General features: G+C 62.1%; 20 protein-coding genes. 13 read left to right on the forward strand and 7 right to left on the reverse strand.

Annotation, left to right across the window (positions count from 1 at the left end; genetic code table 11):
• Positions 1-26 precede the first annotated feature (26 nt).
• Positions 27-2,069: a thrombospondin type 3 repeat-containing protein gene (locus OES25_06160; GenBank protein ID MDH3627225.1), complete on the forward strand. Its 2,043-nt coding sequence runs from the start codon at positions 27-29 to the stop codon at positions 2,067-2,069.
• A gap of 16 nt (positions 2,070-2,085) precedes the next feature.
• On the forward strand, positions 2,086-3,915 hold the full coding sequence (locus OES25_06165) for a hypothetical protein (protein MDH3627226.1): 1,830 nt from the start codon (positions 2,086-2,088) through the stop codon (positions 3,913-3,915).
• On the opposite strand, the gene OES25_06170 is transcribed toward OES25_06165, so the two are convergent.
• Positions 3,916-4,329 carry a hypothetical protein gene (locus OES25_06170; protein MDH3627227.1) on the reverse strand — a complete coding sequence of 138 codons (414 nt, stop codon included), beginning with the start codon at positions 4,327-4,329 and terminating at the stop codon, positions 3,916-3,918.
• A gap of 182 nt (positions 4,330-4,511) precedes the next feature.
• Here OES25_06170 and OES25_06175 point away from each other — a divergent pair, with 182 nt between their 5' ends.
• From OES25_06175 to OES25_06185, 3 genes are all read left to right on the forward strand, one after another.
• On the forward strand, positions 4,512-5,279 hold the full coding sequence (locus OES25_06175) for a hypothetical protein (GenBank protein MDH3627228.1): 768 nt from the start codon (positions 4,512-4,514) through the stop codon (positions 5,277-5,279).
• 78 nt (positions 5,280-5,357) lie between these two features.
• Positions 5,358-6,140, forward strand: a complete 783-nt coding sequence (locus OES25_06180; protein ID MDH3627229.1) for a DNRLRE domain-containing protein — start codon at positions 5,358-5,360, stop codon at positions 6,138-6,140.
• A gap of 29 nt (positions 6,141-6,169) precedes the next feature.
• Complete coding sequence (locus OES25_06185; GenBank protein ID MDH3627230.1) at positions 6,170-9,229, forward strand: multicopper oxidase domain-containing protein; 3,060 nt, start codon at positions 6,170-6,172, stop codon at positions 9,227-9,229.
• Positions 9,230-9,355: 126 nt separating this feature from the next.
• Here the strand turns inward: OES25_06185 and OES25_06190 are convergent, their stop codons facing one another.
• On the reverse strand, positions 9,356-9,637 hold the full coding sequence (locus OES25_06190) for an HU family DNA-binding protein (protein MDH3627231.1): 282 nt from the start codon (positions 9,635-9,637) through the stop codon (positions 9,356-9,358).
• A 90-nt stretch (positions 9,638-9,727) separates the two neighbouring features.
• Positions 9,728-10,093 carry a PilZ domain-containing protein gene (locus OES25_06195; protein MDH3627232.1) on the reverse strand — a complete coding sequence of 122 codons (366 nt, stop codon included), beginning with the start codon at positions 10,091-10,093 and terminating at the stop codon, positions 9,728-9,730.
• 62 nt (positions 10,094-10,155) lie between these two features.
• On the opposite strand from OES25_06195, the gene larB reads away from it, so the two are divergent.
• The 4 genes from larB to rpoD all read left to right on the forward strand — a co-directional run bounded on the left by larB (position 10,156) and on the right by rpoD (position 15,026).
• Positions 10,156-10,926: a nickel pincer cofactor biosynthesis protein LarB gene (gene larB, locus OES25_06200; protein MDH3627233.1), complete on the forward strand. Its 771-nt coding sequence runs from the start codon at positions 10,156-10,158 to the stop codon at positions 10,924-10,926.
• Positions 10,927-11,260: 334 nt separating this feature from the next.
• Complete coding sequence (gene rpsU / locus OES25_06205) at positions 11,261-11,467, forward strand: 30S ribosomal protein S21 (GenBank protein MDH3627234.1); 207 nt, start codon at positions 11,261-11,263, stop codon at positions 11,465-11,467.
• Between the two features lie 63 nt (positions 11,468-11,530).
• Positions 11,531-13,309, forward strand: a complete 1,779-nt coding sequence (gene dnaG / locus OES25_06210; protein ID MDH3627235.1) for a DNA primase — start codon at positions 11,531-11,533, stop codon at positions 13,307-13,309.
• A gap of 4 nt (positions 13,310-13,313) precedes the next feature.
• Entirely contained in the window at positions 13,314-15,026 is a 1,713-nt protein-coding gene (gene rpoD / locus OES25_06215) for an RNA polymerase sigma factor RpoD (protein MDH3627236.1), read from the forward strand.
• A 50-nt stretch (positions 15,027-15,076) separates the two neighbouring features.
• Here the strand turns inward: rpoD and OES25_06220 are convergent, their stop codons facing one another.
• Entirely contained in the window at positions 15,077-16,126 is a 1,050-nt protein-coding gene (locus OES25_06220; protein ID MDH3627237.1) for a mechanosensitive ion channel family protein, read from the reverse strand.
• A gap of 115 nt (positions 16,127-16,241) precedes the next feature.
• Here OES25_06220 and OES25_06225 point away from each other — a divergent pair, with 115 nt between their 5' ends.
• The gene (locus OES25_06225; protein ID MDH3627238.1) at positions 16,242-17,210 is read left to right on the forward strand and encodes a fatty acid desaturase; all 969 of its coding nucleotides are present in this window, start codon (positions 16,242-16,244) and stop codon (positions 17,208-17,210) included.
• Positions 17,211-17,212: 2 nt separating this feature from the next.
• Here the strand turns inward: OES25_06225 and fetB are convergent, their stop codons facing one another.
• Both fetB and OES25_06235 read right to left on the reverse strand, forming a co-directional pair.
• Complete coding sequence (gene fetB, locus OES25_06230) at positions 17,213-18,010, reverse strand: iron export ABC transporter permease subunit FetB (GenBank protein ID MDH3627239.1); 798 nt, start codon at positions 18,008-18,010, stop codon at positions 17,213-17,215.
• The gene (locus tag OES25_06235; protein ID MDH3627240.1) at positions 18,007-18,642 is read right to left on the reverse strand and encodes an ATP-binding cassette domain-containing protein; all 636 of its coding nucleotides are present in this window, start codon (positions 18,640-18,642) and stop codon (positions 18,007-18,009) included. Before OES25_06235 ends, fetB begins: the two co-directional genes overlap by 4 nt.
• A gap of 115 nt (positions 18,643-18,757) precedes the next feature.
• Between OES25_06235 and OES25_06240 the strand changes: the two genes are divergently transcribed.
• Entirely contained in the window at positions 18,758-19,807 is a 1,050-nt protein-coding gene (locus tag OES25_06240) for a hypothetical protein (GenBank protein MDH3627241.1), read from the forward strand.
• On the opposite strand, the gene OES25_06245 is transcribed toward OES25_06240, so the two are convergent.
• Positions 19,808-21,442 carry a mucoidy inhibitor MuiA family protein gene (locus OES25_06245; protein ID MDH3627242.1) on the reverse strand — a complete coding sequence of 545 codons (1,635 nt, stop codon included), beginning with the start codon at positions 21,440-21,442 and terminating at the stop codon, positions 19,808-19,810. It lies immediately after the preceding gene.
• A 351-nt stretch (positions 21,443-21,793) separates the two neighbouring features.
• On the opposite strand from OES25_06245, the gene OES25_06250 reads away from it, so the two are divergent.
• Both OES25_06250 and OES25_06255 read left to right on the forward strand, forming a co-directional pair.
• Positions 21,794-25,477: a hypothetical protein gene (locus OES25_06250; GenBank protein ID MDH3627243.1), complete on the forward strand. Its 3,684-nt coding sequence runs from the start codon at positions 21,794-21,796 to the stop codon at positions 25,475-25,477.
• A gap of 384 nt (positions 25,478-25,861) precedes the next feature.
• Entirely contained in the window at positions 25,862-26,305 is a 444-nt protein-coding gene (locus OES25_06255) for a hypothetical protein (protein ID MDH3627244.1), read from the forward strand.
• Positions 26,306-26,399 lie beyond the last annotated feature (94 nt).

Consider the following 26,399-nt stretch of genomic DNA (forward strand, 5'->3'; position numbering starts at 1 on the left):
GACAGTTCACGGGTCAGGAATTTGACTTGAGATGGAACCATATCCATGTCCGGGGGATCCTTGTCTGGATCGCCGTCAGTTTCCAGGCCGTGGTCTGCCTGGCCCAGGACGGGTCTACCCACGCGGTCGTCATCAGCTCCGGGGCCCAATCCGAGGCCTCGGCCGGCCAGTATCGCAGCGGGTCGCTGGTGATCGGCCAGACCACCATCGGCGAGAGTCAGGGTGGCCAGTTCGACACCGGCGCCGGTTTCGTGAATCTGCAGGTCTTCGACGGTAGCGCCCCGAACCTGCCGTCGGTGGCCGACGGAATCGGCGGAGACATCGACATCTCGTACGATCCCAGTCAACTCTGCTACGAGTGGGATGCCGTCGACCCCCAGTCGGCGGTCTACGGGGCTCAGCTCGATATCGGAACCACACCGGGCGGAACGGATGTCCTCGAGGCGATGGTCCTCGGCGAAGACTCCGTCTGCGTCGTCGGACCCTTCGCGGGATGCCAGACCTATTTCGGGACGATCCGCGCCCGAAACGGCGCCCGTCTTCTCAGTGCCGCGCTGACCACCGACGGCGTCTACCTGGACGATCTGGTTGACATCGACAATGACAATCTCGGCAACGCGTGTGACCCCGACGACGACAACGACGGAATCCTCGACGGTGTCGATGCCTGCCCGTGCGATCCGTTCAACGACGTGGACGGCGACGGGATCTGCGCCGACGACCCCCAGTGCGGTTTGCCGACGGACAACTGTCCGGTTGTTTCCAACCCGAGTCAGTACGATAGCGACATGGATGGTACCGGCGATGCGTGTCAGTCGTCGTGTTCGCTTCTGGTGACGCCCAACGGGCTCGGTGATTGCCCGACGATTCAGGCGTGCATCGATCAGGGCAAGACCTGCGACATCGTGCTGGCGGCCGGAGTCTACGACGAGCGGGTGCTCATCAACCGCGGCGTGACCCTTCGCCCGGCGGGTGCGCCCGGCTCGGCGACGCTCACGAACACATCGCCCGGCGCGACGTTGATCATCGATTCGGGCGACGCGACCCCCGTGGTCCTGAGAGACCTGGACGTGACCGGGAGTGACACGGCGATCCAATCGTTGACCTCGTGGATCGGGCGCGGCCTGCTGGTTCGCGACGTGGTCACCGGTCTGGGAATGAGCAACCCTGGCCTCGATCCGGTCCACGTAACGCTTGTCGAGTCGCAGATTCAGGACACCGGCACGGCAATCGTGAGCAGCAAAACGGATGTTGAGATCGATCGGAGTCAAATCCTCCGATCGTCGGTTCGCGGCCTGTCGTTTACCGACGGCGCGCTAACGGTGACGAGTTCATTGATCGACGAGGCGGCCACCGAGTGTTTCGATCTGAACGGCACCGTTAGTACGCTAGTGTCCGGGTCGACCGTCGTCGAATGTGGGATCGGGATCTTCGCGAATGGTACCGGTCGAACGACCGTCCAGAGTTCGATCCTCAACGGACACCTCCAGGACATCACGGGAGTGTCGTGTCTCAACGTCAGTGTCTCCGGTCTTCAGACCAGCTGTTGCCTCGGAAGCAATCTTTGTCTGGCCCCGCAGTTCGTCAATGCGACTCAGGGCGACTATCGACTGTCCCCGATGTCACCGCTGATTGAGGTGGGCATTCCCGCCAACGGTTACGGTGGCTCTCCGAAGTTCGATCTGCAAGGGTTTCCGCGATTGCTCGATAGTGATCACGACGGCTTCGCCATCGCGGAGATGGGTGCCTACGAGAGCTTCATCCCATCGCTCAATCGGCCAGGTCCGGTGTTCGGGGTGCAGTTCCAGTCGGCCACGCTGATGACATGGAGCCCCGAATTGCAGGCACAGACCTACCGTGTCTACGCGCGTAGCCTGACCGGCTTGACGTTCTTTACTGACCCGGCATGTCTGACGGAGGAACCACTGGCGTCCGTGGTCCTCGCCGACGTACCGTTGCCAGGAGAGGGTTTCTTCTTCCTGGTCTCTTCCGTAGACGCCTTGAACCAAGAAGGGACCGTGGGATTCGGGACCTTCGCCGAGCGGTCGGCGATTCAGAGCTGTCCGTAGTTTGGGAGTTCGAACGATGAAGCAAGCAATGATCTTGGCGGTCTGTCTTACCCTAGGCGGAATCGCTGCGCTCGCGGCGCCGCCGGAGTTGTTGTCGACGCAGGGCAAGCTGCTGGACAGTGGCGGGGTGCCGGTCGCAGACGGCAACTACGAGATGGCATTCCGGTTCTACGACGACTGCGTCGCCGGTCAGTTGCTGCTTGAGGATTACCATGCTGCGGTCTCCGTGGCCGACGGCATCTATAGCGTCCTTCTCGGTTCGGGAGTCATCACGCCGGGCGTCGAGGCCAATCTGACTTCGACGTTTGCCAATCGTGACACGGTCTGTCTCGGGCTGACCGTCAACACCGATAGCGAGATGACGCCGCGAACCCAACTTGTCAGCACCGGTTACGCGTTGCGGGCCGCCACGGCAGATTTCGGTCCCGGTGGCGGGACGCTTCTGGAAGCCAGTGGCGACATCGTCTGGACCGGCAGCCAGACCTTTGAGACCGGCATCACGATGGGCGAGCTTTCGGATCTGATCTGGCCTCACATCACCGGCACCGTTGTGCCGGATGCGCAGTTCCGCATCATCAAGTACGAGGGAGATCCCATCGGGCAGAATCTGCACCCCAACCAGGAGCTCGATGAGCAGTGGATGATCTGTTACAACTGCACGGACGAGGGTGTCTTCCAGCGAGACCCGACCCAACACGCCTGGAATCAGAAGATCGAGGCGACCTACTGGGACGGCGTTCGCGAGTCGCTGGAGTACAACTGGAACTACACCAACCCTTTCGGCAATCGTTGGCGTCCCTTCGCGTTCCAGTTGTTCATCGACGGGACCTGTTCCGACACGATGGCGACCTGTACCGACGACGCCGAGTGCAATCCCGGCGCGACGTGTGATGGATCCAATCGTGCATCGTTCATCTGGAACACCCGACCGGACAATGGCAAACCGGACGTCGAAATCCGTCACGGTTCCGGCAAACTGTTCTATCGGGTTGGCCTGATTGGCAACACAGTCTACGACGGCAGTAACCTGAATTCATTGGTCAACGAGGTAGAACACGACATCGAGTTGCTGCCGGGGACCACAGCGGGAACGGCCACCGGCCTCCAGGTGGCCAACGATCTGGACGGCACCGAGGCCAACGTTTCGCTCACGGATGTCTTCGCCAATCGCGCGCTGAATTATTTTATCGGCACGATCCCCGATCGCAGCGTGACGGGCAAGATGATCGCCTTCGATGCGCGCAACGAGATCTCGCAGACCGGAACCGGCAGCGCGGTCGGTGAGCTCTACGGATTTCGCTATAAACTGGTGCCCACCGGCCAGTTCACCTCCGTCGACGCTAGCGTCGGCGTTCTGATCGATAGCCCGACCGCGCTGGCGGGATCGTCACCGGTGACTTTCGACGGGCACGTGGGTCTGTTGATCGGCGATCAGCAGGGACTCGGGCAGAGCGACGGCGCGGCCCTTCGTATCGATGACCAGAACGACAATCCCTCACCGGATCGCGGCAACCTAGAACTGGCCGGTGGCAACTGGAACAACGGGCACCTGCTACTGGGCAACATGCACCTGTGGGCGGACTCTGCAGCGCAGCAGGTTCGAGTCAACGGGTCCTCGCCGACCTCGGCGGCCGACGGGCAACCGATCCACGCGCCCCGGGGCACCACCCCCAACTGGGGCGGTGTGTTCTGGTCCGATGGTACCGACTCCGCACTCAACACCGGAGATGAGGTCTGTGCAGCCGCTGGCATGACCTGCAAGGAGGTCTACACGATGGGAAGCGCGGTTTCCGACACGTGCTCCACGAACCAGAACAACACCGTCTTCATGGCCTTCTGCTACTGATCACGGGATTTCGGGCACGTCCGCTTCCGGGACGTCCCCTTCGGGATCGTCCTCATCGTCGTTGGGCGGAGACGTCTTCTTCGGTTTCGGAATGACCACGCAGAGGCCCCGGCCATCGGATCGCTCGCAGCCGTGCTCGCACGAGGCCTGCGCCAGATCTCTCGTCTCCGGATTCTCGCAAGTCGCTCCGTCCCCATCTCTCGAGACACAGCTTCCAAGGGCACCGTCGGTGACGAGGATCATCCGGTCTTCGCAGTTCAGCGTGACCATCCCGGCGGGGAGTACGACCCTCTCGGCGTGAACGCCCTCCTCCAACGCGAGTCCCAGCGACACGGGATCGAGCGTCTCCACCGCCGCGAGAGGTGACGCGATGAGAAGACAGATCGTGATCCAGATTCCTCTTGCTCGTAACATCGATCGCTCCTGACAACTGAAGGCGGGACGACTGGAGCATGACGGGTCGGCCCGCCGCCGTCGATAGCCGAAACCGGAAGTCGTCCCATGACCACAAGCGTCGTCGTGGAAGTATGGCAACCCGAACGGTTCGTTGACTACACTGGCCCGGTGGAAAGAGGATGGGCAAGATGAGGACACCGATGAACGACAAGACAGTCACTGCCACCGAACGTTGGTCCAGAGCGATGAATACCGTCGATCGCTGGACGCGTGAACGCACCGAGGCCATCGAGGCCCGACGGCTGGCCGAGTTGATCAAGGTCGACGGCGTCGCAGAGGTCCTCGCCGACTTCGAAAACCGACTGAGGAAGGCGCGTCGCAAATGGGATCGGGCCCGTGAAGACGCGACCCGCGGACGAGAAGATAAGATCGACGCCGCTCTGACTCGACGCGGCGAGGCGATTCGCAAGGCCGAGTCGCGGCGGATGGTCAAGGAAGATGCCGCGTATGCCAGTCGACTCGAGAAGGAGGAGCGTGCACGGGAGGTCCTGGATCGAGAGACCCAGAGCGCACGAGAGCTGGGAGTCAACAGCCGCGAGCAAAAAGCACGACGAGCCGCCGAGAAAACACATGACCGCTCGATCGCCAAGGCGCGGAAGCTCTTTGCGGCGGCCACGAAGAAGGCTCACCGCGAGTTTCAGCAGCAGTTGGCAACCGCCCAACGCGAGCAGTCGGCCAAGATCACGGACAGCTATCGCGTCGAAGAGAAGACCCTCGATGACGTCGACGAGACCTATCGGCGGGCCATCGAGGACGCCGAGAATCACAAAGAAGATCGGCTGCAGACCCTCGATGACACCGAGGCCATCCAGCAGGCCTTCGACGCCCGGCTGGAGGCCGTCGGCGAAGAGCGCCACCGTCGGCTGGAATCTGCCTACGGGGAGCTCCGTAAGACGATCCGGGGGTAGCCCGGACCGCGGTTGCGCCGTACCTTCCGGGTGGGTCGAAGTGCGACGAAACACGCTGTATACAAGAAGGAATTTACGATGAATGAACTAACTTCCACACACACACGAATGACCGTCCGGTGTCTCCTACTGGCGGCGGTCTTTCTGATGACAAGCGGCGTCGAGTTGCCCGCGCGGGACATGGCGACGGTCCCGGGTCGAACGATCACGGTTCGGATCCCCGTAGACGCCGACGCGACGCTGATCGAGACCACCGACGGACGATTGGCAAACGGTTCGGGCTCGTCGATCTTTGTCGGTAGAACGCAACAGCCGAGCGATTCTCGACGACGAAGCCTCCTGCGATTTGACGTCGCGTCTGAAATACCTCGTCGGGCCATCATCGAGGACGCCACCCTCATCCTTAATGTCCTCCCGGGAACCGCACCGGCGATCGACGTCCGGGTCTTCCGTGTCTTGCGACCCTGGACCGAAGGTCCGGCCATCAGCAGTGGAGGGAACGGCGCGCTCGCGATGCCCGGTGACGTGACGTGGATTCACCGAAGCTATGACATCGCCACCTGGCGACGCCCCGGTGGAGTGTTTGTCCGTCGCGCCAGCGCGGCGCAGACCATCGCAGGACCCGGTCTCTACGAGTGGAGAAAGACGGTCCGTCGCCCCCGAGCCGCGTCTCTGCAAGACGATGTTCAGTTCTGGCTTAGTGTGCCCGAACGGAACTTCGGCTGGATTCTCATCGGTGGTGAGGGTCAGCCACGCACGGCCAAGAAGATCACCAGTCGCGAGGGATCCGACGCGGATGCCCGCCCGATGCTGGAAATCCGGTATCGAATGCCGCTGCCTGGGTTGCAGCGGCCCCTGTAGGGCGGCATACATCTTCCGAGGGTCATTGCTTGAGAGTTCATCCAGCCTTCGCTCGTCGATTCTCGACCGCAGCATTGCTGGCGGCGGCGGCGATGTGGGTCTGGACACCTACCACCGCCCAGGTCACGACGTTCATCCCCGCCGACCGCGACAACTCCCTCTACGAGTTGGCGTCCGGTACGGCCAGCAACGCCCTCGGTGAGAACATCTATACCGGTCGCACCAACTCCGGTTTTCTCCGTCGCGGCGTGATCCGTTTCGACATCGGCGCTCAGGTCCCTGCCGGCGCCACCATCGAATACGTCTCGTTGACGATGAACGTCTCGAAGATCAGGCAAGCCGCCAGTGCCACGACCTCGCTTCATCGCGTCTTGATGGACTGGGGCGAGGGCACGTCGATGGCCGGCGAATTCGGCGGAACCGGTTCCGGAGCGACGCCCGGTGATGCCACCTGGGATCACACGTTCTACGACACCGACTTCTGGACCCTGGCGGGTGGCGACTACGTCTCGCTGGCGTCGGCGTCGATTCCGGTCGAATTGAACGGATCGTACACCTGGCCCACCCATATCAACCTGGTCCAGGATGTCCAGTTCTGGCTCGATACGCCGGCCAACAATTTCGGCTGGATCATCATCGGGAACGAAGCCTCGAACGGGACGTCCAAACGATTCGACAGCCGAGAGAATTTGAACGGCTCCAACCGTCCGCTCCTCGAGGTTCGCTACACGGTGTCGTCCAACATCGGCGCCTGCTGCGCCCCGGGCGGGTGCGTGGTGACCAGCGACACCAACTGTGCCTCCATGAGTGGCACGTACCAGGGGAACGGCACGACCTGCACACCGGACCCGTGCATTTCCTCCATGGGGGCTTGCTGTAATTCCGACGGCACCTGTGACGAGCGGACCGAGACCGACTGCACCAACGTGGGCGGGGTCTACCAGGGCGACTCGTCGACCTGTGCGCTGGCCGAGTGCCCCATCGAGCTGACCCCGTTCGTGGAGGCGTTGCCGATACCGGTCGTGGCGACGCCGACCTCCGGCTCGTCAGGTGGGATCGCGGCCTACGACATGAGCATGGTCGAGTTCCAGCATCAGTTCCATCCGTCGCTCCCGGCGACGACCGTCTGGGGCTGGAACGACGGAGTCAGCGGACCCTCGCTGCCCGGGCCCACGGTGGAGGGTGCCTCGGGCGACGCGATCACCGTGCGCTGGATCAATGATCTCCGAGAGATCAGCAACAATCTGCTGCGGACCGATCACTACCTGGCGGTGGATACCGATTGCATCCACGGTGCCGAGAACACGGCGAAGACGGTGGTGCATCTTCATGGGGCCCACACCGAGGCCGAGTTCGACGGTTACCCCGAAGATACGTTCACGCCGGGGAACTTCGACACCTACGTTTATGGCAACGATCAGCTGGCAGGAACCCTCTGGTACCACGACCACGCGCTAGGGATTACGCGTCTGAACGTCTACATGGGTCTTGTCGGTCTGTACATCTTGCGAGACCCCGTCGAGACGGCCCTCAACTTGCCCAACGGCGAGTACGAGATTCCGTTGGCGATCTTCGATCGCAAGTTCAACCCCGACGGAACCTACGACTATCCCGCCATGTGGATGGACCACGTCTTCGGCGACAAGTTGATCGTCAACGGCAAGGTCTCCCCATTCCTGAACGTCAAACAGGGCAAGTACCGATTCCGCATCCTCAACGGCGCGGGTTCACGCACCCTCTCGTTGTCCCTCAATCCACCGAGTGGATCTCTCGACTTCACGGTCATCGGGGTGGAGGGCGGTCTGCTCGAGGCACCGGTGCCCGGTGTGTCGTCGTTGACGCTGGGGCCCGCAGAGCGATCGGACCTGATCATCGACTTCGCGGGCTACAACGCAGGCGACGAGATCATCATGGCCAACGGTGCGCCGGCGCCATTTCCCAACGGAAGCCTCGACGGCGCAGTCGATGTCATGAAGTTTGTCGTGACAGCCGACGTGGGAGACACCGACGCGATCCCCACCACGCTACGCACGATGGAACGTTTGCAAGAGGGCGACGCGGTTCTCTCGCGTGACTTCCGTCTGGCACGTGGCGCCAACAATGCCTGTGGACGCTCGCCGTGGACCATCAACGATCTTGGCTGGGACGACATCACCGAGTATCCACAGTTGGGGTCGACGGAGATCTGGCGCTTCGTCAACGACTCGGGCATCTCGCATCCGATGCACATGCATCTCGTCAATTTCCAGATCCTCGACCGCGACACCTTCACGCTGGGAGTTGGAGACGAGGTGATTCCCGGTGGCAATCCTCAGCCACCGCTTCCGGAAGAAGACGGTTGGAAGGACACGGCGATGGTCGGCCCCGGCGAGATCCTTCGCGTGATCGCACGCTTTGAGGACTTCAAGGGCAAGTTTGCCTACCACTGTCACATCCTCGAACACGAAGATCACGACATGATGCGTCAGTTCGAGACGGTGCTCTGCGGCGATACCGAAATCGATACCAACGAGAGTTGCGATGACGGCGGCACCGTGGATTGGGACGGCTGCACGTCGGCCTGCGACACGGAGCAGTATCTGGCTCTCGATGGCACCACGTTGCTCGGCGGTCAGACGGTTTCCGTCGATGTCGACGGCGTCACCGTGTCGGTCACGACATCGTCCGGCCAATCCGCCGCACAGATCGTTGCGGGTCTGGCGGCGTCGATCAATAGCGATCCCACACTTCAACCCCTCGGGGTCACGGCATTCGTGATCGGCAACCAACTGCTGGTTAACGCCGAGTTGACCAACGTCGTCGTCGTCGTCGGGATCAGCGTCAGCCGCGAACTCCTCGTCTTCTCCAACGCACTCTGGTGGAGTTCAACGGGGGGTGTCGGTAGTGTCGATGTCGCGACGGGGGATCTGTCGTTACTGGATGGAGGCTACCCGGGTGCCAGTTGCCTCGGCAACAACCTGCCGGGCGATACACTCGCCGACGCGGCGGCACCGCCGGTGGGCAGCGGCTACTGGTATCTGGTTCGCGACCAACCGGGCGGTAGCTGGGGAAGCGCGGCGCGTGATGCGGACATCACGACCTGCCCCTAGTTAACGCCGGTATTCCTGCTCACAGAGTCCGACTCGCGTGTCGTGGGTCCGCCTGATCGAAGTCGCGACGAAAAAAGGCCCGGGATGCAGATCCCGGGCCTCTGATATTTTTTCGCTGAGGGGTGACTAGCGCTTACGGTTAAGCGAATCCTCAAGAGTCTTGCCCGCTTTGAAACGGACGGCCTTCTTGGCCTTGATCTGTATGGTCTCACCCGTCTGCGGGTTGCGACCGGTACGCGCCTTACGCTTGCTGACACCCCAGGTGCCGAAGCCTACCAGCGTGACGCGTTGATTTTTTTTCAGCGCCGACGTGATGCCGTCGAGCATGCTGTCCACGGCCGTTGCGGCAGCGGTCTTGGTGATCCCGGCATCAAGCGACATCTTCTCTATCAGCGTGGCCTTGTTCATCCAACTCACCTCCTTCCGATTACGAATTTAACTCATGAAAACACGAGCAATGCGATTACAACGCGCAGACCACAACGTGTCAAGCACCGATCAACTCAGGTAGCGCTGTAACTGCTCGCGTCCGGTGTCGCTGAGGTTGGTGAAGAACAGTCCAAGCTCGTAACGTGGCTCGCCGGATGTCGGCGAATCGGGCAGTGGTTCCGAGCGTACGACGACCGCGTCGACTTCCAGTGCCTCGGTCTCACCATTGCCGCTCTGCTTGACCGGCAACATGAGACGAATGGCCACCTGGGTCATCTCGGGGAAGTGGGCGGCGGATGTGCAAAAAAGACCGCCAAGAGAGAGATTTCGCGTCATCATGCGGGCGACGACCCCACCCGATTGGGGGGCACACTCGGCCACGATTTCTTTGGCGATTCGAGGATGGGCGCGGCGTTCTGCTGGATCTTCGGACATCATGTTGCCTCCGGTGGAACCCCATCGTAGGGTTGCTGCAGACAAACGGTCAAGAGGCGTTAATGGAACAAGAGACCACGCGATCGATCCTTGCGGCGCTGCGTCGTGGCGAACTCTCGATCGACGATGCCGAACAGCGACTGGCCGCACCGGCAACCCGCGATCTCGGGTTCGCCAACGTCGATCTCGATCGTGCCGCTCGGTGCGGTTTTCCGGAAGTCGTCTACGGCCCCGGCAAGACCATCGATCAGATCGTCGACATCGCCCAGGCATTGATCGACGCCGGGCAGCTGGCTCTGGTCACGCGTTTGACCGCAGAGCGTTATGAGCTGTTGCGGGATCGATTGCCCCGCGCTGTCTATCACGAGACCGCTCGCGCCCTGGTCGTGGGATCTCCGTCACAGGAGAAGACGACCGAGTCCACCGGAGGGGTCGTGGTGGTCTGTGCCGGAACGTCCGACCTTCCCGTCGCCGAGGAGGCCGCACTCACGGCAGAGCTATTCGGCTGTCTCGTTCAGCGGATCGCCGATGTCGGGGTCGCCGGCCTTCATCGACTGCTGGCCCACACCGCTCGACTAAGGTCGGCCACGGTCATCGTGGCGGTCGCCGGGATGGAAGGCGCGCTCCCGTCGGTGGTCGCCGGCATGACCGCGAACCCCGTCATCGCCGTGCCGACCAGTGTTGGCTATGGGACCGGTGCCGGGGGGCAGGTGGCCCTGATGGCGATGCTGAACTCCTGCGCCGCCGGTTTGACCGTGGTCAATATCGACAATGGATTTGGCGCCGGGTATGCCGCGGGAATGATCGATCGGTTGGCGCGGCAGGCCTCGTGATCACCGTTCACAGGCCAAAAAACACCAGTTAAGGAACGATTTGTTGCAACCGGGAGGGTGGGCAGCCGTATCAACGACCCATGGAAAGACCCGTATAACCGAAACGAACTGTAAATAATATAAAAATGTTGACGTTTTCTGGTTTTCGCTCCATATAACTGGCGGCCCAACACTGGGAGTGTCGGCTATGAATAGGGAACGATTTCGGCGTGACGCCGTGACCCCGGCGAATTTGACCGATCTGGTGGGTAAAGCTATGATTTGCGCTTTGCCAGACGGGTGTCACAGAAAGACACCACGACCAAATCCAACGAGAAAGTGGGGTGATGGGTCCATGCCGCTGATCAAGGTTCGCGAGGAAGAATCCCTCGAGAATGCCTTGAAGCGTTTCAAGCGGAAGTGCGAGAAATCCGGAATTCTGACGGAAATTAAAAAGCGTCAGCATTACGAGAAGCCTTCGGTCCGCAAGAAGCGAAAAGCGCTCGCCGCACGCAAGAAGCTTCTGAAGCGTCTCGCGCAAGAACGCAAAATGAACGGTTGACCGCACCCCGGTCGGTTCTCTTCATGAGAGCCGACCGGGACCTACTAGAGAAGGTATACGCCCTTGGGCGCCCCTCACTCGCAGGACTTCATCGAGGCGGTTCGGAACGCGGGTGACATCGTCACCGTGATTTCCGAATACGTTCCTCTGAAACAGGCCGGCGTTCGCCAGAAGGGCCTGTGTCCGTTCCACCAGGAGAAGACTCCTTCGTTCACGGTGGACGCCGACAACCAACTCTTCTACTGCTTCGGTTGTCAGACCGGCGGCGACGTCTTCAAATTCGTCCAACTCTACGAGAGCGTCGGTTTCGGCGAGGCGCTGGAACTGCTGGCCGACAAGTTCGGGGTGCCGGTCCCGACTCGGAACACCCGTGGCGACGACCCCTACGCCCGCATGCTGCTGCTCAACCGGGATGCCGCATCCTTTTATCAAGGTGCCCTGGCGTCCGAGGCCGGCGATGCATGCCGGGCCTACCTGACCTCCCGTGGACTTCGAGACGAGACGGCCAAACGTCTCGGCGTCGGCTACGCACCCGGTGGCTGGGAGACCTTGCTCAACCATCTGACAAGCAAGCGCTACTCCGCCAAGGAGATCGAGAAGGCGGGTCTCGCCGTCCCCCGCAAGAGTGGATCCGGCCAGTACGATCGCTTTCGCGACCGACTGATCTTCCCGATCCGTGACATTCAGGGTCGCTCCATCGCGTTCGGTGGACGAACCCTCGGTGATGACCAGCCCAAGTACATCAACTCCCCGGAGTCGCCGACCTACACCAAGGGCGAGCATCTCTACGGGATGGACATCGCCCGAGACAGCATCCGACGAGAGGGCTTCGCGCTGATCGTCGAGGGTTATCTCGATTTCGCCGCGTTGTACGAGGCGGGCTTCACCAACGTCGTCGCGTCTCTCGGCACGGCGTTTACGCCGGCCCAGGCGCGACTGCTGGCGCGCTATACCCAGCGTGTCACAGTCTCCTACGACGGCGACGCGGCAGGTGCCAAGGCGACCGCCCGGTCCCTGGATCTGCTGCTTGAAAAAGGTTTTGAGGTGCGGGTCGTGGATCTCTCCGATGGAGAGGACCCCGACGATTACATCCGCAAGCACGGGGCCGAGTCGTATGCGCGGCTAGTTAGAGAAGCGCCGGCGTACATCGAGTTCCTCGTTCGCAAGGAAGTCCGCGCCAGGGATCTGAATCGTATCGAGGAGAAGGTCGCTGCGATCCATGCGGTGTTGCCGCACGTGGCGAAGTTACAGAGTGCCATCGAACGAGCGGCCTGGGCCGATCGCATCGGTGACGCGCTACAGATCGAAGACGGCATGGTGATGCAGGAACTGCGGGACTCACTGAAGTCGGCGCAGACGACGATACGTCACAATCCCGGCCCCTCTCGACCTGTCCGCGAGACCGAGGTCATTCTGATACAACGACTCCTGGGTTCGGAGGGCGAACGCGCATTGTGCGAGGAACGATTGGATCACGAAGTGCTGCAACACCGCGGTGTCCGCGCGATCGTCGAAACGATCTTGAACCTCAACCGTGCCGGTCGATCCTGTGACTACCCGACCGTTCTCGAGACGCTCCCCGAGGAGGCCGATCGCGATCTACTGACAGAGATCGCGTTTCGTGAGCTTCCGGAGGATGGACCGGATGTCGAGGACTGTCTGTGGTCGTTCGAGCAAGAGCGCCTTCAGCGTCAGGGACGCGAGGCCGTCAGAGAAGTGAATCGTTTGCAGACGGATGGGGGTCGGGACGCCGAAGTATCGGACGTCGACCGGCAGTTGCGTGAACTTCAGCAGATCGCTCGAGAACGTGACGAGCTGTTACGGGCCGAGAGATCCGAGTAAAAAAATGAAAACCAAGAAACGCGAAGTCAAACTACGCGCACATCAGAGATTCGAAGAAGTCAGACAGTTGATCCTGCTGGGCAAGGATCGAGGTTTCCTCTCGGTGGAGGAGATCAACGAGATGCTCCCCGAAGAAGTGACGGCGTCCTCCGAAGAGCTCGAGGATGTTTTCAACACCCTTGAAACCCTCGGCATTCAGTTGATCGACGGGGACACGAAAGACAACCTCGCCCGCCCGCCCGATACCCAGCGGAAGGCCAAGGAAGAAGCGGGCATCACGGCCACCGATAGCCCGCTCGAAAAGACCAACGACCCGGTGCGGATGTATCTGCGTGAGATGGGGACCGTCCCCCTTCTGACGCGACAGGGTGAAGTGCTGATTGCACGCCGGATCGAGCGAGGCGAACGACGGGTTCGTAACGCTCTGGCCCGCAGCGGCTACGCCATCGAAGAGGTTCGCACCATCGGCGAGCTGATCCGCAAGTGTATGATCTCCGCCAATCGGTTTACCAATCCCGATGCCGGGAAGCCCGACGCGCCGGAGGAAAAGGATCCCTCCAAGCGTCTGGTGCATGCACGCCAGGTGATCAACAAGATCAGCCGCGAGAACGGCAAGATCGACGCGCAGGAGAAACGACTGCGACGATTGAAGGCAGGCGGGAAGGCCTTCCGCGCCGCCAACTGGCAGATCGCGCGACACCGGGTGGGAATTGCAAGTCAGTTCCATCGTCTGAACCTGGTGCCGGCGCAGATCGACGAGATCGCCTTCTCCATCGTCGATGCCGATCGCAAGATCAAGCGTCACGAACGGATGGGCCGCGATCTCACGGCGAAGATCAAGACCTACCGCGATCAGACCCTCAAGCGCGAAGTCCGACGCAAGGTTGACCATGCCCGGACCCACATCCGCCTTATCGAAGAGGACATGGGTGTCGATCGCAAGGAGCTGAGCGCCGTTTCGTTGTTGGTCCGTCGCGGTCTGCGCGAAGCCAAGGTCGCCAAGAGCGAACTGGTCGAGGCCAACCTTCGTCTCGTCGTTTCGATCGCCAAGAAGTACACCAACCGTGGGCTTCAGTTCCTGGATCTGATCCAGGAGGGCAACATCGGCCTGATGAAGGCCGTCGATAAGTTCGAGTACCGTCGCGGCTACAAGTTCTCGACCTATGCGACCTGGTGGATCCGACAGGCGATCACTCGCGCCATTGCCGACCAGGCTCGCACGATCCGTATTCCGGTCCACATGATCGAGACGATCAACAAGTTGGTCCGTACCCAGCGGAGCCTCGTGCAAGAACTCGGCCGTGAGCCGTTGCCCGACGAGATCGCAGAGAAGATGGCGATCCCCGTCGGCAAGGTGCGCAAGGTGTTGAAGATCGCCCAGGAGCCCATCTCCCTCGAGACGCCCATCGGCGAGGAAGAGGACAGCCACCTCAAGGACTTCATCGAAGACCGCGGGGCCGTCTCTCCTGTCGACTCGGTGATGAACAGCAATCTGCGCGAGCAGACCCAGACCGTCCTGAAGAGCCTGACTCCTAGAGAGGAGAAGGTCCTGAAGATGCGTTTTGGAGTCGGTGGTGGATCGGAACATACCCTGGAAGAGGTCGGGCAGTCCTTCACGGTTACCCGTGAGCGGATCCGTCAGATCGAATCGAAGGCGCTACGCAAGCTGCGGCATCCGTCGCGAAGCAAGGCGCTGCGGGTGTTCCAGTCGGAGTAAGAATCGAAACGCGGCCCTCTCGGATGTGCCGGGAGGGCTGCGTCTAGTCTTCAGTCCCCGTCGTCCGCTCGCGTCTCTCGATTGGCGATCATCTTGTCGAACCGTTCCATGCGGAGCTTCAGGATGGAGATCTCGCCCTCCAGCCGTTTCTTCTCGTCCGCGTCCGACTCCTTCATCGACTCATTGAGTTTCGCCAACTCCTTCTTGATTCCGGTTCGCGCGTTTCGCAGTTCTTCGATGGATTCGGCCTCGTCCGCCTTGTCGAAGACCACGGTCTCGGCGATCACCGCCTGCGTCTCGTCCGCCGAGGCGCGCGTCGGTCGCGGGATGAAGACCGCCTGATCGGCAAGCACCCGTTGATTCATGAAGTTGGGAGAGACGATCTCGACGCCGCCTTCGTGAAGATGATCGAGGACGGCACAACGAAGTTGCGACCGAACCGAGAGGACACGCTTCACCTCGGTCAGCAGCCCATGGATCCGGTAGACCACCGAGAAGTCGCCCAACTCCTTGATATGGACGAACGGTTCCTGCAGGTCAACGGACCGCGCGGCCTCCAACAACAGTTTCTCGACATGAACGCGGGAGACGTCGTAACCCAGCGACACCGTCGTCGAGACGATCGTTCCCGACGCCCGCACGGTGGTCACGGGATGGGTCACGAGGAACATATTGGGGACGGTGGTCAGGTCGCGATCGGCGGTCTGAATCTCGGTGTGAAACAGACCACGCTCCGAGACGCGACCGAAGTGTTCTCCGCTACTGATGAAGTCTCCCATCTTGAAGTTCTTCACCGAGCGCAACATCACACCGGCCATCGCGTTTCCAAGAAAGGTCGTCGAGGACAACGCGATCGCCGCACTGGAGACGATGCCGACTAGACCCAGCAGCTGGCCACGCATGGCGTCACCGATGGGGACGACCAGGACGATCAGCAACAGTCCGGCCGCCGTCAATCCCAGCAGGATCAGCTGGTTGCGAAACTGATGCCCCCGACGAGCCGCCGCCGGTCGATCCATGAATCGCTGGACCAGGAAGAGCGTCAGGACGACGGTCAAGATGGTGGCCGCCGATGGCAGCATTTTCTGGACGATTTCCACGTCTCACCCCGATGACTCGGACAGGATGCCTCATGGGAGGCCGATGTGGCCCAAGAGTACCAACATCTGCCCCCAGTAGGCAGCCACTGCCTCGATGTCGTAACGTATGGAGACCGTGAAGAACCGCCATTACTACAACCAGCACATCGGCGACCTGAAGCAACGGCTGAAGGACTCGCTGGACACGGACGCGCTGCGGGATCTGCATCAGGTTCGACCTTGGCGGCATTTCGCCACGGTCATCCGCTTGTTGGCGGTGGTCGGTCTCTGTGGCTGGGCGTTATGGCAGACCCGCTGGCCGGGTCTCTGGGTTCCCGCGGCGATCCTGCAGGGCTTCAACCTACTGGGCTTCATCATCCTGTTGCACGAGTGGGTGCACGATTCGATCTTTCGAACACGACGCCCGGGTCTACAACGGCTGCTCGGTCTGCTCTATGCGGCGCCGACCGCTATCAGCGCGACCCAGTTTCGTATCTGGCATCTGGATCATCACAACGAGCTGGGGTCCGAGGTGGACGACCCCAAGCGAGCCCACCTGTCGCCGAAGCGTAACGCTCGCTGGTTCAAGTTGCTCTACGCGACACCGGCGCTCTTCTTCATTTACGCCAAGGCTGCGGGCAGCGAGGTCAAGACCTACGACGCGGTCGATCGCAGGCGAATCAATCTCGAACGACTGGGCAACTTGCTGGTCCAACTCGGCATCGTCGCCGCCATCTCGATGACCGGCGGCGGCTGGGTGTTGATGCGGATCTGGTTCATCCCGTTGTTCTTCGTCTTTCCGCTGGCGTTCTCATTGAACCGGCTGGGTCAGCACTACAACATCGACCGTAACGATCCGGCCAAGTGGTCCTCTCGGGTGGACGGCAATCCGATCTGGCACTTCATCTTCCTGTGGTCCAACTTCCACATCGAGCATCACTACTACCCGAGAGTTCCGTTCTACAACCTTCGCAAACTCAACCGTGACCTGCGCCCGTTCTTCAGAAAGAACCGTGTCGAGAACCTGGGCTACGTCAAGATCGTCTGGGGTTGGATCGTGCGGAACCGCAAGCCGCATACGGACTGGAGCCGGGCGGAGAGCTAGGGTCAGACCTTTCGCCGAATCCGGTCGTGGCGCAGTCGCTGCCGATCGTCGAAGACCAGCCGCCGTGCCCAGAGCACGATGCTGAAGGTGCCGAGGGCCACACCGCCGGCGATCGAGAACATGATGAACATCTGGTAGCGGACCGCACTTCCCGGTGCCTGCCCGGCCAGGATCTGCCCGGTCATCATCCCGGGGATGCTGATCAGCCCCACGGCAGCCATCGAGTTCAGGATCGGAATCAGACCGGTGCGCACGGCGTCCTGGACGATCTCCTTCGACGCTTCCTTCGCTGTCGCTCCGTGGGCCAGCAACATCTCTACCTGTCGTCGTCGCTGTGCGAAACCGGCAAGCACCGTCTCCAGCCCGAGCGCGATGCCGTTCAGCGTGTTGCCGAGGATCATGCCGAGGATCGGGATGGCGTACTGCGGCGTGTACCAGGGATCGACGCGAATCACGACACGCAATCCATAGAACGCGATCAACATCGAGCTGATCATCATCACACCGATGCTGACCCGATAGAGACCGGGCACTCGATAGGTCGTTCGTCGGACCGCCTCGAAGCCGGCGATGAACGCCATCACCAACATCATCGACAAGACGGCCCACGGACCCTCGATGGAGAAGACCCATTTGAGGACCAGCCCGAGAAGACTTAGTTGCACCACCGTGCGCGCCGCCGCCACCAGCAGTCGCCCGTGCAACCCGACCCGCGCGTAGAGGCTGATGCCGGCGTTCAATACGATCAGCAGCGCACCGAGGGCCAGCTGCCAGACCTGTAGTTCCAGCGGCCCGCTCATGAAGCGACCGGTAGATCGATCACGCGATCGGCCACACGACCGGGGAGTGTGTCGTCGTGACTAACCCACAGCACGGCACCACCGTCGGCGGCAAAGCGCCTGACGGCATTCTCGGCCCGGGTCGCAAGCTCGGAGTCCAACGCCGATGTCGCTTCGTCGAGGAGTAAGACCGAGGGTCGCAATGTCAATGCTCGGTAGAGGGCCAGTCGTTGCATTTCACCACCGGAGAGATCCTCCGCCGGCGTGTCGGCGCTGACCTCAGCGGCAGAAAGAATCGAGGCGACGGGATCGTCGGCGCTCCAACGATCGCCGGCACGATCCAGCGCCGCCACGACGCTCACGTTCTCGTCGGCAGTCCCCGGAAACGGGACGGCCGCCTGGTGGAGGTAGAGCACGTCGATCCGCCAGGCCGACGGGTCGTGGTCGTCGATGGAACGGCCCTGGAGGGTCAGCTCGCCACCGTCCCGTGGGTCCAGATCGGCCAACGCCCGCAAGAGTAGGGTCTTGCCGCTGCCTGACGGCGCACGCAGGGCGACGATCTCCCCGCCCTGCAGCTCCAGATCGAAGCGGTCGATCCACGGACGTCGCGTCAGCCCGCGACAGACAAGTAACGGTTGGCCCGAATCCGCCATGTCCGCAGCATACCCCATGGCTCGAAGACGGAGGCGGGGCTGACATCGTCTGGAATTGCTCTAGAATACTGCCCGTCAGCGAGATCGAGACCCGGCATCCATAAGCGAGACACCGATGGACCCGATGAACTGGGACATGCCCGTTCCGACCCGTCGCGGGTTTCGTTTCCGTATGACCCGACGGATGATCCGGATGCGTCACTGGGTCTTCGGGCTGGACCGCTACCATCATGGATCGTCTTACTTCGAGCCGGAAGGCGTCGAGCACGCGCGGCAGGTCTGCGAAGACGCCAATCGCGATTTCTCGGCGTTCATCGCCCCGCCGGACGACGTTCCGCTTGAGAGCGTTCGCAAGGAGACCCAGCGAGTCCGACGGGACGGCGTGCAGGTCCAGCGCTGGAGCTTCGATTCTCCGCTCCCCAGCGGTGTCGCCAACAACGACCGCGTTCATCTGCAGCTCTTCACACCCCCCGGTGTCGCGGCCGACGAGCCGGTGCTGCTGTTCCATCATCCGGTCTACCAACGCCACTGGTCCCGCTGGGAGTGGTTCCTCAAGCCACTGATTCAGAAGATGCCCGTCGCCGTGCTTGCAGGCCCGTACCACTTCGAGCGCACACCGGACGGGCAGTTCCCCGGCGAGGGGGCGATGAACGCCAACCCGGCTCGGCTGTACCAGGCGATCCGTCAGTGGTGCTGGGATCATGAAGCCGCGGTGGAACTCCTGCGGACCCAGGTGGGGCGAGAGCTACGTGCCAACGTCGGATTCAGTCTCGGCGGTTTCCAACTGCTGGCGTTGGCCTCCACGGGACGGGTGAACGTGCCGATGGTGACCATCTCCGCCACCAATCGTTACGCCTGGGGCTTGACCCACGGGCTGATCGGTACCGGACTCAAACGATCGATCGATCAGGCGGGACTGGATGATCCGACTTTTCGCCGCTGGACGGCGGCGCTACAGATGGACCGGCACGTGGAGTCGCTCCGGAGCAAGCGATTGCTCTACATCTTCGGCAGTCTGGATCGTGTCGACCCACCGCCCAGTCTTGAGCGGTTGCGGGACGCGTTGCAGCCCGAGCGGGTCATTGAACTGCCCATGGGTCATGGGACGATCCTGTTCCAGCGTCGTCGGATCTCCCAGGAGATCGAGGCGTTTCTCGCCCTCTGATCACTCTAGGTCGGGAAGCACCATCTCCTTCGGGTACCGCACGGTGTACTGAAGGACGACCTCTGTGCCTTCTCTCGCCGGGACGTCGAGGGTCCAGAGCTTGATGCCAGGACGCTTGACGTCTTCCTTGGCACCGGGCGTCGTCTCGCTTCCTACCGTCACCTGAATCCGTTCGTCCTCGGCGATGGGAATCCGATCTTCCAGGATCAGCTTCAGCGATCGCGATGTATTGTTCTGGATCAGTGTTCGTTCGATCTTCTCGACCTGCTTGAACTTGCCGACAAAACCCCGACGCCCTTTCTGTTTCGGCATCGGCACGCGGGTGATCTCCACACGGTTGTCGACACCGAACGGAATCCGCAGCTCGCTGTCGGGGCCGGTCTCCTGCAAGGAGAAGCGACCTAGATAGGCCCCGCCGGTGAAGACGCGGACGGGTCCGGCAAGTAACGGGTAGTCGGCAGGGGAGGTGGCGTTGACCGAGAGGTAGGCTCGGGGATCGATACCGGGCAACGTTCGATGGATCAGGTCGCCGTCAAGCCCCTCCTGTTGCAGCACGAGGGTGTGAGGCTGACCGTCGGCGGCGACGGTGGAGCGACCGGTGACGGCGAACTGGACGTTGTAGGCCGACTTGACGATGGCGGCCTGGGCGTAACCACCGGCGACGTCCGATTCTTCCAACTCCATCGGCGCCGACATCATCGCATCGGCAGCCCCCTTGGCCATCCGGACGTTGCGTGCGACGGTCGGTCTCGAACTAAATTCACGTAACACCCACGGCGGCAACGTCGGCGGCGCCACCCCTTGCGTCGGCGAAGCCGTCGACAGCGTCAGTTTCACATCGCTCCAGTCCTCGCCGGTGTTCTGTCGGACAACACCCTCGTAGGTCCAGTCGACCACGCCAGATTCGGGATCGAGCGCAGCACGATAAGCGGGTGTCCACGACGCCCCCGGTGCCAGGTAGGCCAACGTCAACGTTAATCGACCGGCCTGTCTCGCATCGATCTGCACACGGGCGATCTTCGTTCGGATGCCGGCTCCCGGACGCAGCGTGTTCAGTTTGGCCTCCGCCACACGAAGTTCGTCTTGTAATTCTCGTCGCTGGTTCGTTCGTGCCAGTCGTCGCTTGCCGATCTCTTCCAACCGTCGGGCCATCAGGTTGTAGACCCCGTCGATGGCCGCGGGATCCAATCCGCCCTCGGTCAGGTTCTGGCTCTGCGATTCGGCACTGCTCTTGCCGACACTGGTGAGGAAGGTCTGTAGCTCTGCGTCAACCCGTTCGGCGGCGTCCACGGCAGCAATCGCATTACGCAGACGCAGCACCTCGGCCTCGGCGGCCTTCCAGGCGTCGCTCTCTGTGGGGTCGGCAGCAAAGTTTCGCAGCTCGACGGCTCCCAGCGTCACCGGAACCCCCTGACTGCGAACACGCAACGAATCGGCAGGGACCGACGGCGGTAGACCAACGAAGTCGATGCTGCTCTCACCGGCCGGCACGGTCACGCTCGCCTCGCGGACGACCTCCGCCCGATCCCGGTAGACCGTGACGGACGTGATCGTTGCGTCTTCGGCGACGATCTCCGCCAACGTCGGCAGGGCAAACAGGGCCAGGACCAGGCAACCGAAGATCGATTTCCACATAACGCACTCCTTCCACCTAGTCTACGCCCTTGCGACGACGGCCTGGCTGCTGATCGCGGTCGTCGCGATGTGTATCCGCTCCATCGTCCATGCCCAGAAACTGGTCTCCCAATTCCGGCAGACAGACCCCTAAAATGCCGGAAATCGTGCCTTTCCGTACCCTCTGACACAATTCTGCCGCCGCCCGCCTTGGTTCGACCGGCAGTCCCTGCACATGTGAGGTATAGAAGATACGACCCGGCGGTTTGAATCGGTTTCAGCCGCGGTGAATCCAAGCAGTGCGGTCGCGCGAAACCCCTACCAGCCGCCCGGTTGGGAGGCTTCACGCGATTCGCAAAAATGAGGGGCCTCATGTCGTTGTCGAGATCTGCCGTTAAGGCGACCGCTGTTTGCGCGTTGTTCCTGATTGCCACGCTCCCTTCCGGCCAACCCGTCATGGGGCAGGAAGCGGAGACGACCGACGAACAATCCCGAATCCTCTCCCGAGAACGTTTCGGCGAGGAGGAGCAGATCCGGCGTCGAGAGGAGTGGTTCTTCTCGTCCCGTCGGGCCGGAACCGACTCCGCCGCAGAGCGCGCAACGCTGCGTCTCGAGGCCGTCGAGGATGTCCGACAAAAACTGAACCAACAGCAGCGGCGTCGATCGGACGGTCGCGGGCCGGTCGAAAACTTCTGGATCGAGATGGGACCCTCGCCGTCCACCTTCGGCAGTTGGGCGTTCGGTACCGTGACCGGTCGCGTGACCGCCATCGCCAAGGACTGGACCAGCAACACCCACTACGTCGGCACGGCCGCGGGCGGACTGTGGAAGACCACCAACGACGGCGCCAGTTACACCCACATGTTCGACACGGTCGGTACGCTGACGGTGGGGGCGGTGGCGGTCGATGCCCTCGATCCCAACATCGTCTGGGTCGGCACCGGCGACTACAACGCCGGTTGCGAGAGTTACTTTGGCATCGGCATGCTCCGGAGCGACGACGGCGGTACAAGCTGGGACGTGCGCAATGGAAGCGGCAGCAACACCCTCGACGACATGGCGAATTTCTCCTCCATCAGCATCGATCCCGCGAACTCCCTGAACGTGATCGCCGGTGGCGATCGTCGTGGCTGCGCCGATGGCAGCAGTCAGGCCGGTGGCATCTACACCACCAGCGACGGCGGGCTGAACTGGGACCAACGGCTTTCCACATCGGTTCACGGCTTGCAGCGTGACGCAGGCAACTCCGATATCGTGTGGGCCGCCACCGACTCCGGCATCTACAAGTCCACCGACAACGGCCTCAACTGGAACCTACAGAGCGCCAACGGCCTGCCCACCAACCCGGGACGCTGTGAGGTGGCCGTGGCACCCAGCGACGGCAACGTGGTCTACGCCCAGTTCACCAGCTCGATCTGGAGAACAGCGGACGGCGGTGTCAGCTGGTCCCAGGTCTCCGCCGGCTCCAGCGCATGCGACGGTCAGTGCAGCTACAACATGACCATCGGAGTCGATCCCACCAACCCCGACATCGTCTATCGCGGCAACATCCGTCTCTTCAAGTCGACGAACGGAGGTCTCAACTGGAACGACCTGATCAACGGTTGGGGCGGCGCGCAGAAGGTGCATCAGGATGTGCACGAGCTGCTCGTCTCTCCCACCGACACCAACGTCTTCTATGTGGGTTCAGACGGCGGCCTGTGGAAGTCCACCAACGGCGGCACAAGCTTCTCCAACAAGAACGGCAACATCAATTCGACGCAGTTCTACGCGATCGATGTCGACGCTGCCAACCCGGGGAACATCTGCGGCGGTGCCCAGGACAACAGCTCGCTGGCTCGTTCCGGTAGCAACACCTGGAGTCGTCAGGCCGTGACCGGTGACGGCTTTGTCTGTCAGTACAACTCGGTGCAGACCAACTACCACTACATCACCTCCTACCCGTCCGGTGGTTTTCCCAGTGTGTGGCGCTCGACCAGCGGCCCATTCGGTGGGTTCGGAAGTGTGACGGGTCCCGCCAACGGCATCATCAGCGGTGACCGAAGCAACTGGGTCACGCCCTACATGCTGGACCCCGTGACCCCCAACGTCATGTGGCTCGGAACCCATCGCGCCTATCGATCGATCAACAACGGCAGCAACTGGACGCAGCTGGGACCGGATCTGACCGGCAACTCCGGCAGCCTCAAGGTCGTCGAGATCAATCGGAACTACCCCGATCACGTCTACACCGGCAGTGCAAGCGGTCGGATCTGGCGTACGCCTGACGACGGCAACAGTTGGGAGAACATCACCTCCGGGCTTCCCAGCCGAGCGATCAACGACATTGCCACTGATCCCGCAAACCCCGATCGAGTGTTTGCCACCGTCGGTGGATTCAATACCGCCCACCTGTGGGAGTGGAACGCCGGCAGCGGCTGGGTCGCCCGCGACAACGGTCTGCCCAACGTGCCCGCCAACACCGTGGTCATGCTCTCGAGCATCGACATCCTGGTAGGCAACGACGTCGGTGTCTATCGCAGTGTCGACAGCGGACTGACCTTCGAGCCCTACATGGCCGGCCTGCCGCTGGGTATGGTGGTCTCCGATCTCAAGTTCAACGCGGATCAAAACGTCATCACGGCCGGCACGTACGCCCGTGGCGCCTGGCAGGTCAGCGTCGGCGCCGTTGGACCGATCCTGATCTTCGACTCCGTCGAGCAACCGCTGACGGAGATCGACGGCGACGGCGACATGGCCGTCGAGCCCGGCGAGACCTGGGCCGCCCGGGTCAACCTGCGTAACGGCGGCGGCCAGGACGCCAACGACGCCGTGGCCAAACTGACAAGCATCCACCCCGGTGTCGATATCCTCAACGAAGGCACCCTGGAGTACCCATCGACGATCACAGGCGGCGAGGTCGTGACCTCCACCAACATGGCGCAGTTCGTCGTCAAGCAGGCGGCCGATTGCGAGTTGGAGTTGTCCTTCGATCTGACCGACATCACGACCAGCAACGCGCCCTTGTTCCATCCCGGAAGGACATCGATCCTGGCCCTGGAGCTTGGCGACGGCTACGAGCCGCCGGCCGAGGTCAACTTGCTCGACGAGAACTTCGACAGCGACCCGCCGGAGTGGACTCACGACGATGTTCTGGCCGGTGTCTCGCCGTGTGCCGGAATCCCCAACCTGGATCAGTGGGGTACGGTGCAGAAAGAGGCACCGCGGGGACTCAGCTATCACAGCGGTAGCGGCCCCGGTACCGTCCACGGGAAGCGGGTCTTCGGTTGGCTCTACCACAACGGTACGGACTCGACCGGCGGCCCGGGTATCGTCATCCCGGCGGACGTGGTCGGCGCCACACTGAACGTCACCCACTGGTACGACACGAAGGTGGGCCAGGACGGCGGCCAGGTAGTGATCGATGGGTCGGTGAACGGTCAAGATACCTACACGACGCTGGTGCCGACCGGTGGCTACCCCACGGGCACCCTCGGCCCCAACAACTGCAACGGACTGCAGGGCCAGGCGTCCTTCCACGGGGATTCCGCTGGATGGGTCACCAGCCAGTTCGATCTCCTGCCCTACAGCGGCACCACGGTCCATCTGGCCTTCGTCTTCGCCTCCGGCGTGGCCGCGACGGACGGTGAGGGTTGGTATATCGATGGCGTCGAGCTCGACGTGCTGGAGCAGGGCGATCGAATCTGTGAGATCCAGGAGTGGCCCGGCAGCATCCCCGATTCGTTGATCCTCGAGCGGCAGGGCAACGGGACGATGATGGCGACCTGGGATGACGCGTGTAATCTCGCGATCCTCCCGTTCCAGGACTACTCGGTGCAGGTCGGTGACCTGGATCAGCTTCGGTCCACCGGTGTCTACAACCACGCCCCGTACAACGGGCAGTGCGACCTGGCGTCGCCGTCGATCCTCACAGAGGACAGCGGCAATCTCTACTACCTGGCCATCTCCAACGAATCCAGCCGAGACGGCAGCAGCGGGAAGGACTCGACCGGGGCCCTACGCCCGGCAGGCGGCGGCGGCTGCGGCATCCAGCGGGACGGGAGCTGCTCGCCCTAGGTCACGGGACGATGGTCGTGGGGGTAATAACGACATCTCGTTGCTGCTCTCCACGAACTATCGTGGGGATGGCCGGGTCCGGCGCCAGGGGGGTGACGAACAGGGATCCCACCAGAACGACGATGGCCACGCAGATCCGTCCCGACCGGGGGGCCTCCCGCGCCAACAGTTGCCGATCCACTCGCATGGGGATCCCTGGGTTTCCGTCTCGCCCGTGCCATGGGCAAATCGGCGCCAGATTAGCCGGAGCCGTATCGCGGGTCAAGCCGGAGGATCGGGGCCGGCGCGGTTCGGACCCCGCAGGGCGTTGGAATCGTCTCACGATCACCTTGAAAAAATCGGAACTTTGCGGCATGTTCTCTTGACCAACCTGAGGCCCCTTCCATGTCACCCCACCGCAGCACCGTTATCGCCCGATCTCTCCGTGTGGGCGTCTGTCTGCTTCTGCTCTCGGTGACCCCGTCGATGAGCCTCGACCTGGCCGATACCCTCTCCATCGATCGCTGCAAGACCCGGATCGGGCTGGCGCGAGTGGTGTTGGAGGTGACCGGCGTGAAGGTGCTGGCCGACCGGATCGAGGCGGACTACCGGATCAAGATCCCTCTGCTGCCGCTCCTGAATGACCGCGGCAGCCTGCGGATCGATCTGCCGGGACCTCTCGACGAGGTGATCCGGGACCAGGTACCCCTGGTCGGTCTCGGCAACAGCGTGGAAGACGGTCGGCAGCATCGGATCAACGCCGCACTCCGTCCCGGCGGTCAGCTGGAGATTCAGGTGGACACCGGCGATCGGGTCCTGGACTTCCGCACCGGCTACCGTCTCCGCTAGTTTTCCCCTGATTTATTGCTTTTTTAAGCGCAAACGCCGATTTGATCCGTTGGCGTCCCCCCTGTTTCGCCGTACTTTTCCCGCGGCACCCTCG

It is taken from the genome of Acidobacteriota bacterium (assembly GCA_029861955.1).
Lineage (GTDB): Bacteria > Acidobacteriota > Polarisedimenticolia > Polarisedimenticolales > Polarisedimenticolaceae > JAOTYK01.

Bases quoted from the DNA above. Each gene is read 5' to 3' on its own strand.
- OES25_06165 (MDH3627226.1), top strand. From the start codon at position 2,086: ATGAAGCAAGCAATGATCTTGGCGGTCTGTCTTACCCTAGGCGGAATC.
- OES25_06170 (MDH3627227.1), bottom strand. From the start codon at position 4,329: ATGTTACGAGCAAGAGGAATCTGGATCACGATCTGTCTTCTCATCGCG.
- OES25_06175 (MDH3627228.1), top strand. From the start codon at position 4,512: ATGAACGACAAGACAGTCACTGCCACCGAACGTTGGTCCAGAGCGATG.
- OES25_06180 (MDH3627229.1), top strand. From the start codon at position 5,358: ATGAATGAACTAACTTCCACACACACACGAATGACCGTCCGGTGTCTC.
- OES25_06190 (MDH3627231.1), bottom strand. From the start codon at position 9,637: ATGAACAAGGCCACGCTGATAGAGAAGATGTCGCTTGATGCCGGGATC.
- OES25_06195 (MDH3627232.1), bottom strand. From the start codon at position 10,093: ATGTCCGAAGATCCAGCAGAACGCCGCGCCCATCCTCGAATCGCCAAA.
- larB (MDH3627233.1), top strand. From the start codon at position 10,156: ATGGAACAAGAGACCACGCGATCGATCCTTGCGGCGCTGCGTCGTGGC.
- rpsU (MDH3627234.1), top strand. From the start codon at position 11,261: ATGCCGCTGATCAAGGTTCGCGAGGAAGAATCCCTCGAGAATGCCTTG.
- rpoD (MDH3627236.1), top strand. From the start codon at position 13,314: ATGAAAACCAAGAAACGCGAAGTCAAACTACGCGCACATCAGAGATTC.
- fetB (MDH3627239.1), bottom strand. From the start codon at position 18,010: ATGAGCGGGCCGCTGGAACTACAGGTCTGGCAGCTGGCCCTCGGTGCG.
- OES25_06235 (MDH3627240.1), bottom strand. From the start codon at position 18,642: ATGGCGGATTCGGGCCAACCGTTACTTGTCTGTCGCGGGCTGACGCGA.
- OES25_06240 (MDH3627241.1), top strand. From the start codon at position 18,758: ATGGACCCGATGAACTGGGACATGCCCGTTCCGACCCGTCGCGGGTTT.
- OES25_06245 (MDH3627242.1), bottom strand. From the start codon at position 21,442: ATGTGGAAATCGATCTTCGGTTGCCTGGTCCTGGCCCTGTTTGCCCTG.
- OES25_06250 (MDH3627243.1), top strand. From the start codon at position 21,794: ATGTCGTTGTCGAGATCTGCCGTTAAGGCGACCGCTGTTTGCGCGTTG.
- OES25_06255 (MDH3627244.1), top strand. From the start codon at position 25,862: ATGTCACCCCACCGCAGCACCGTTATCGCCCGATCTCTCCGTGTGGGC.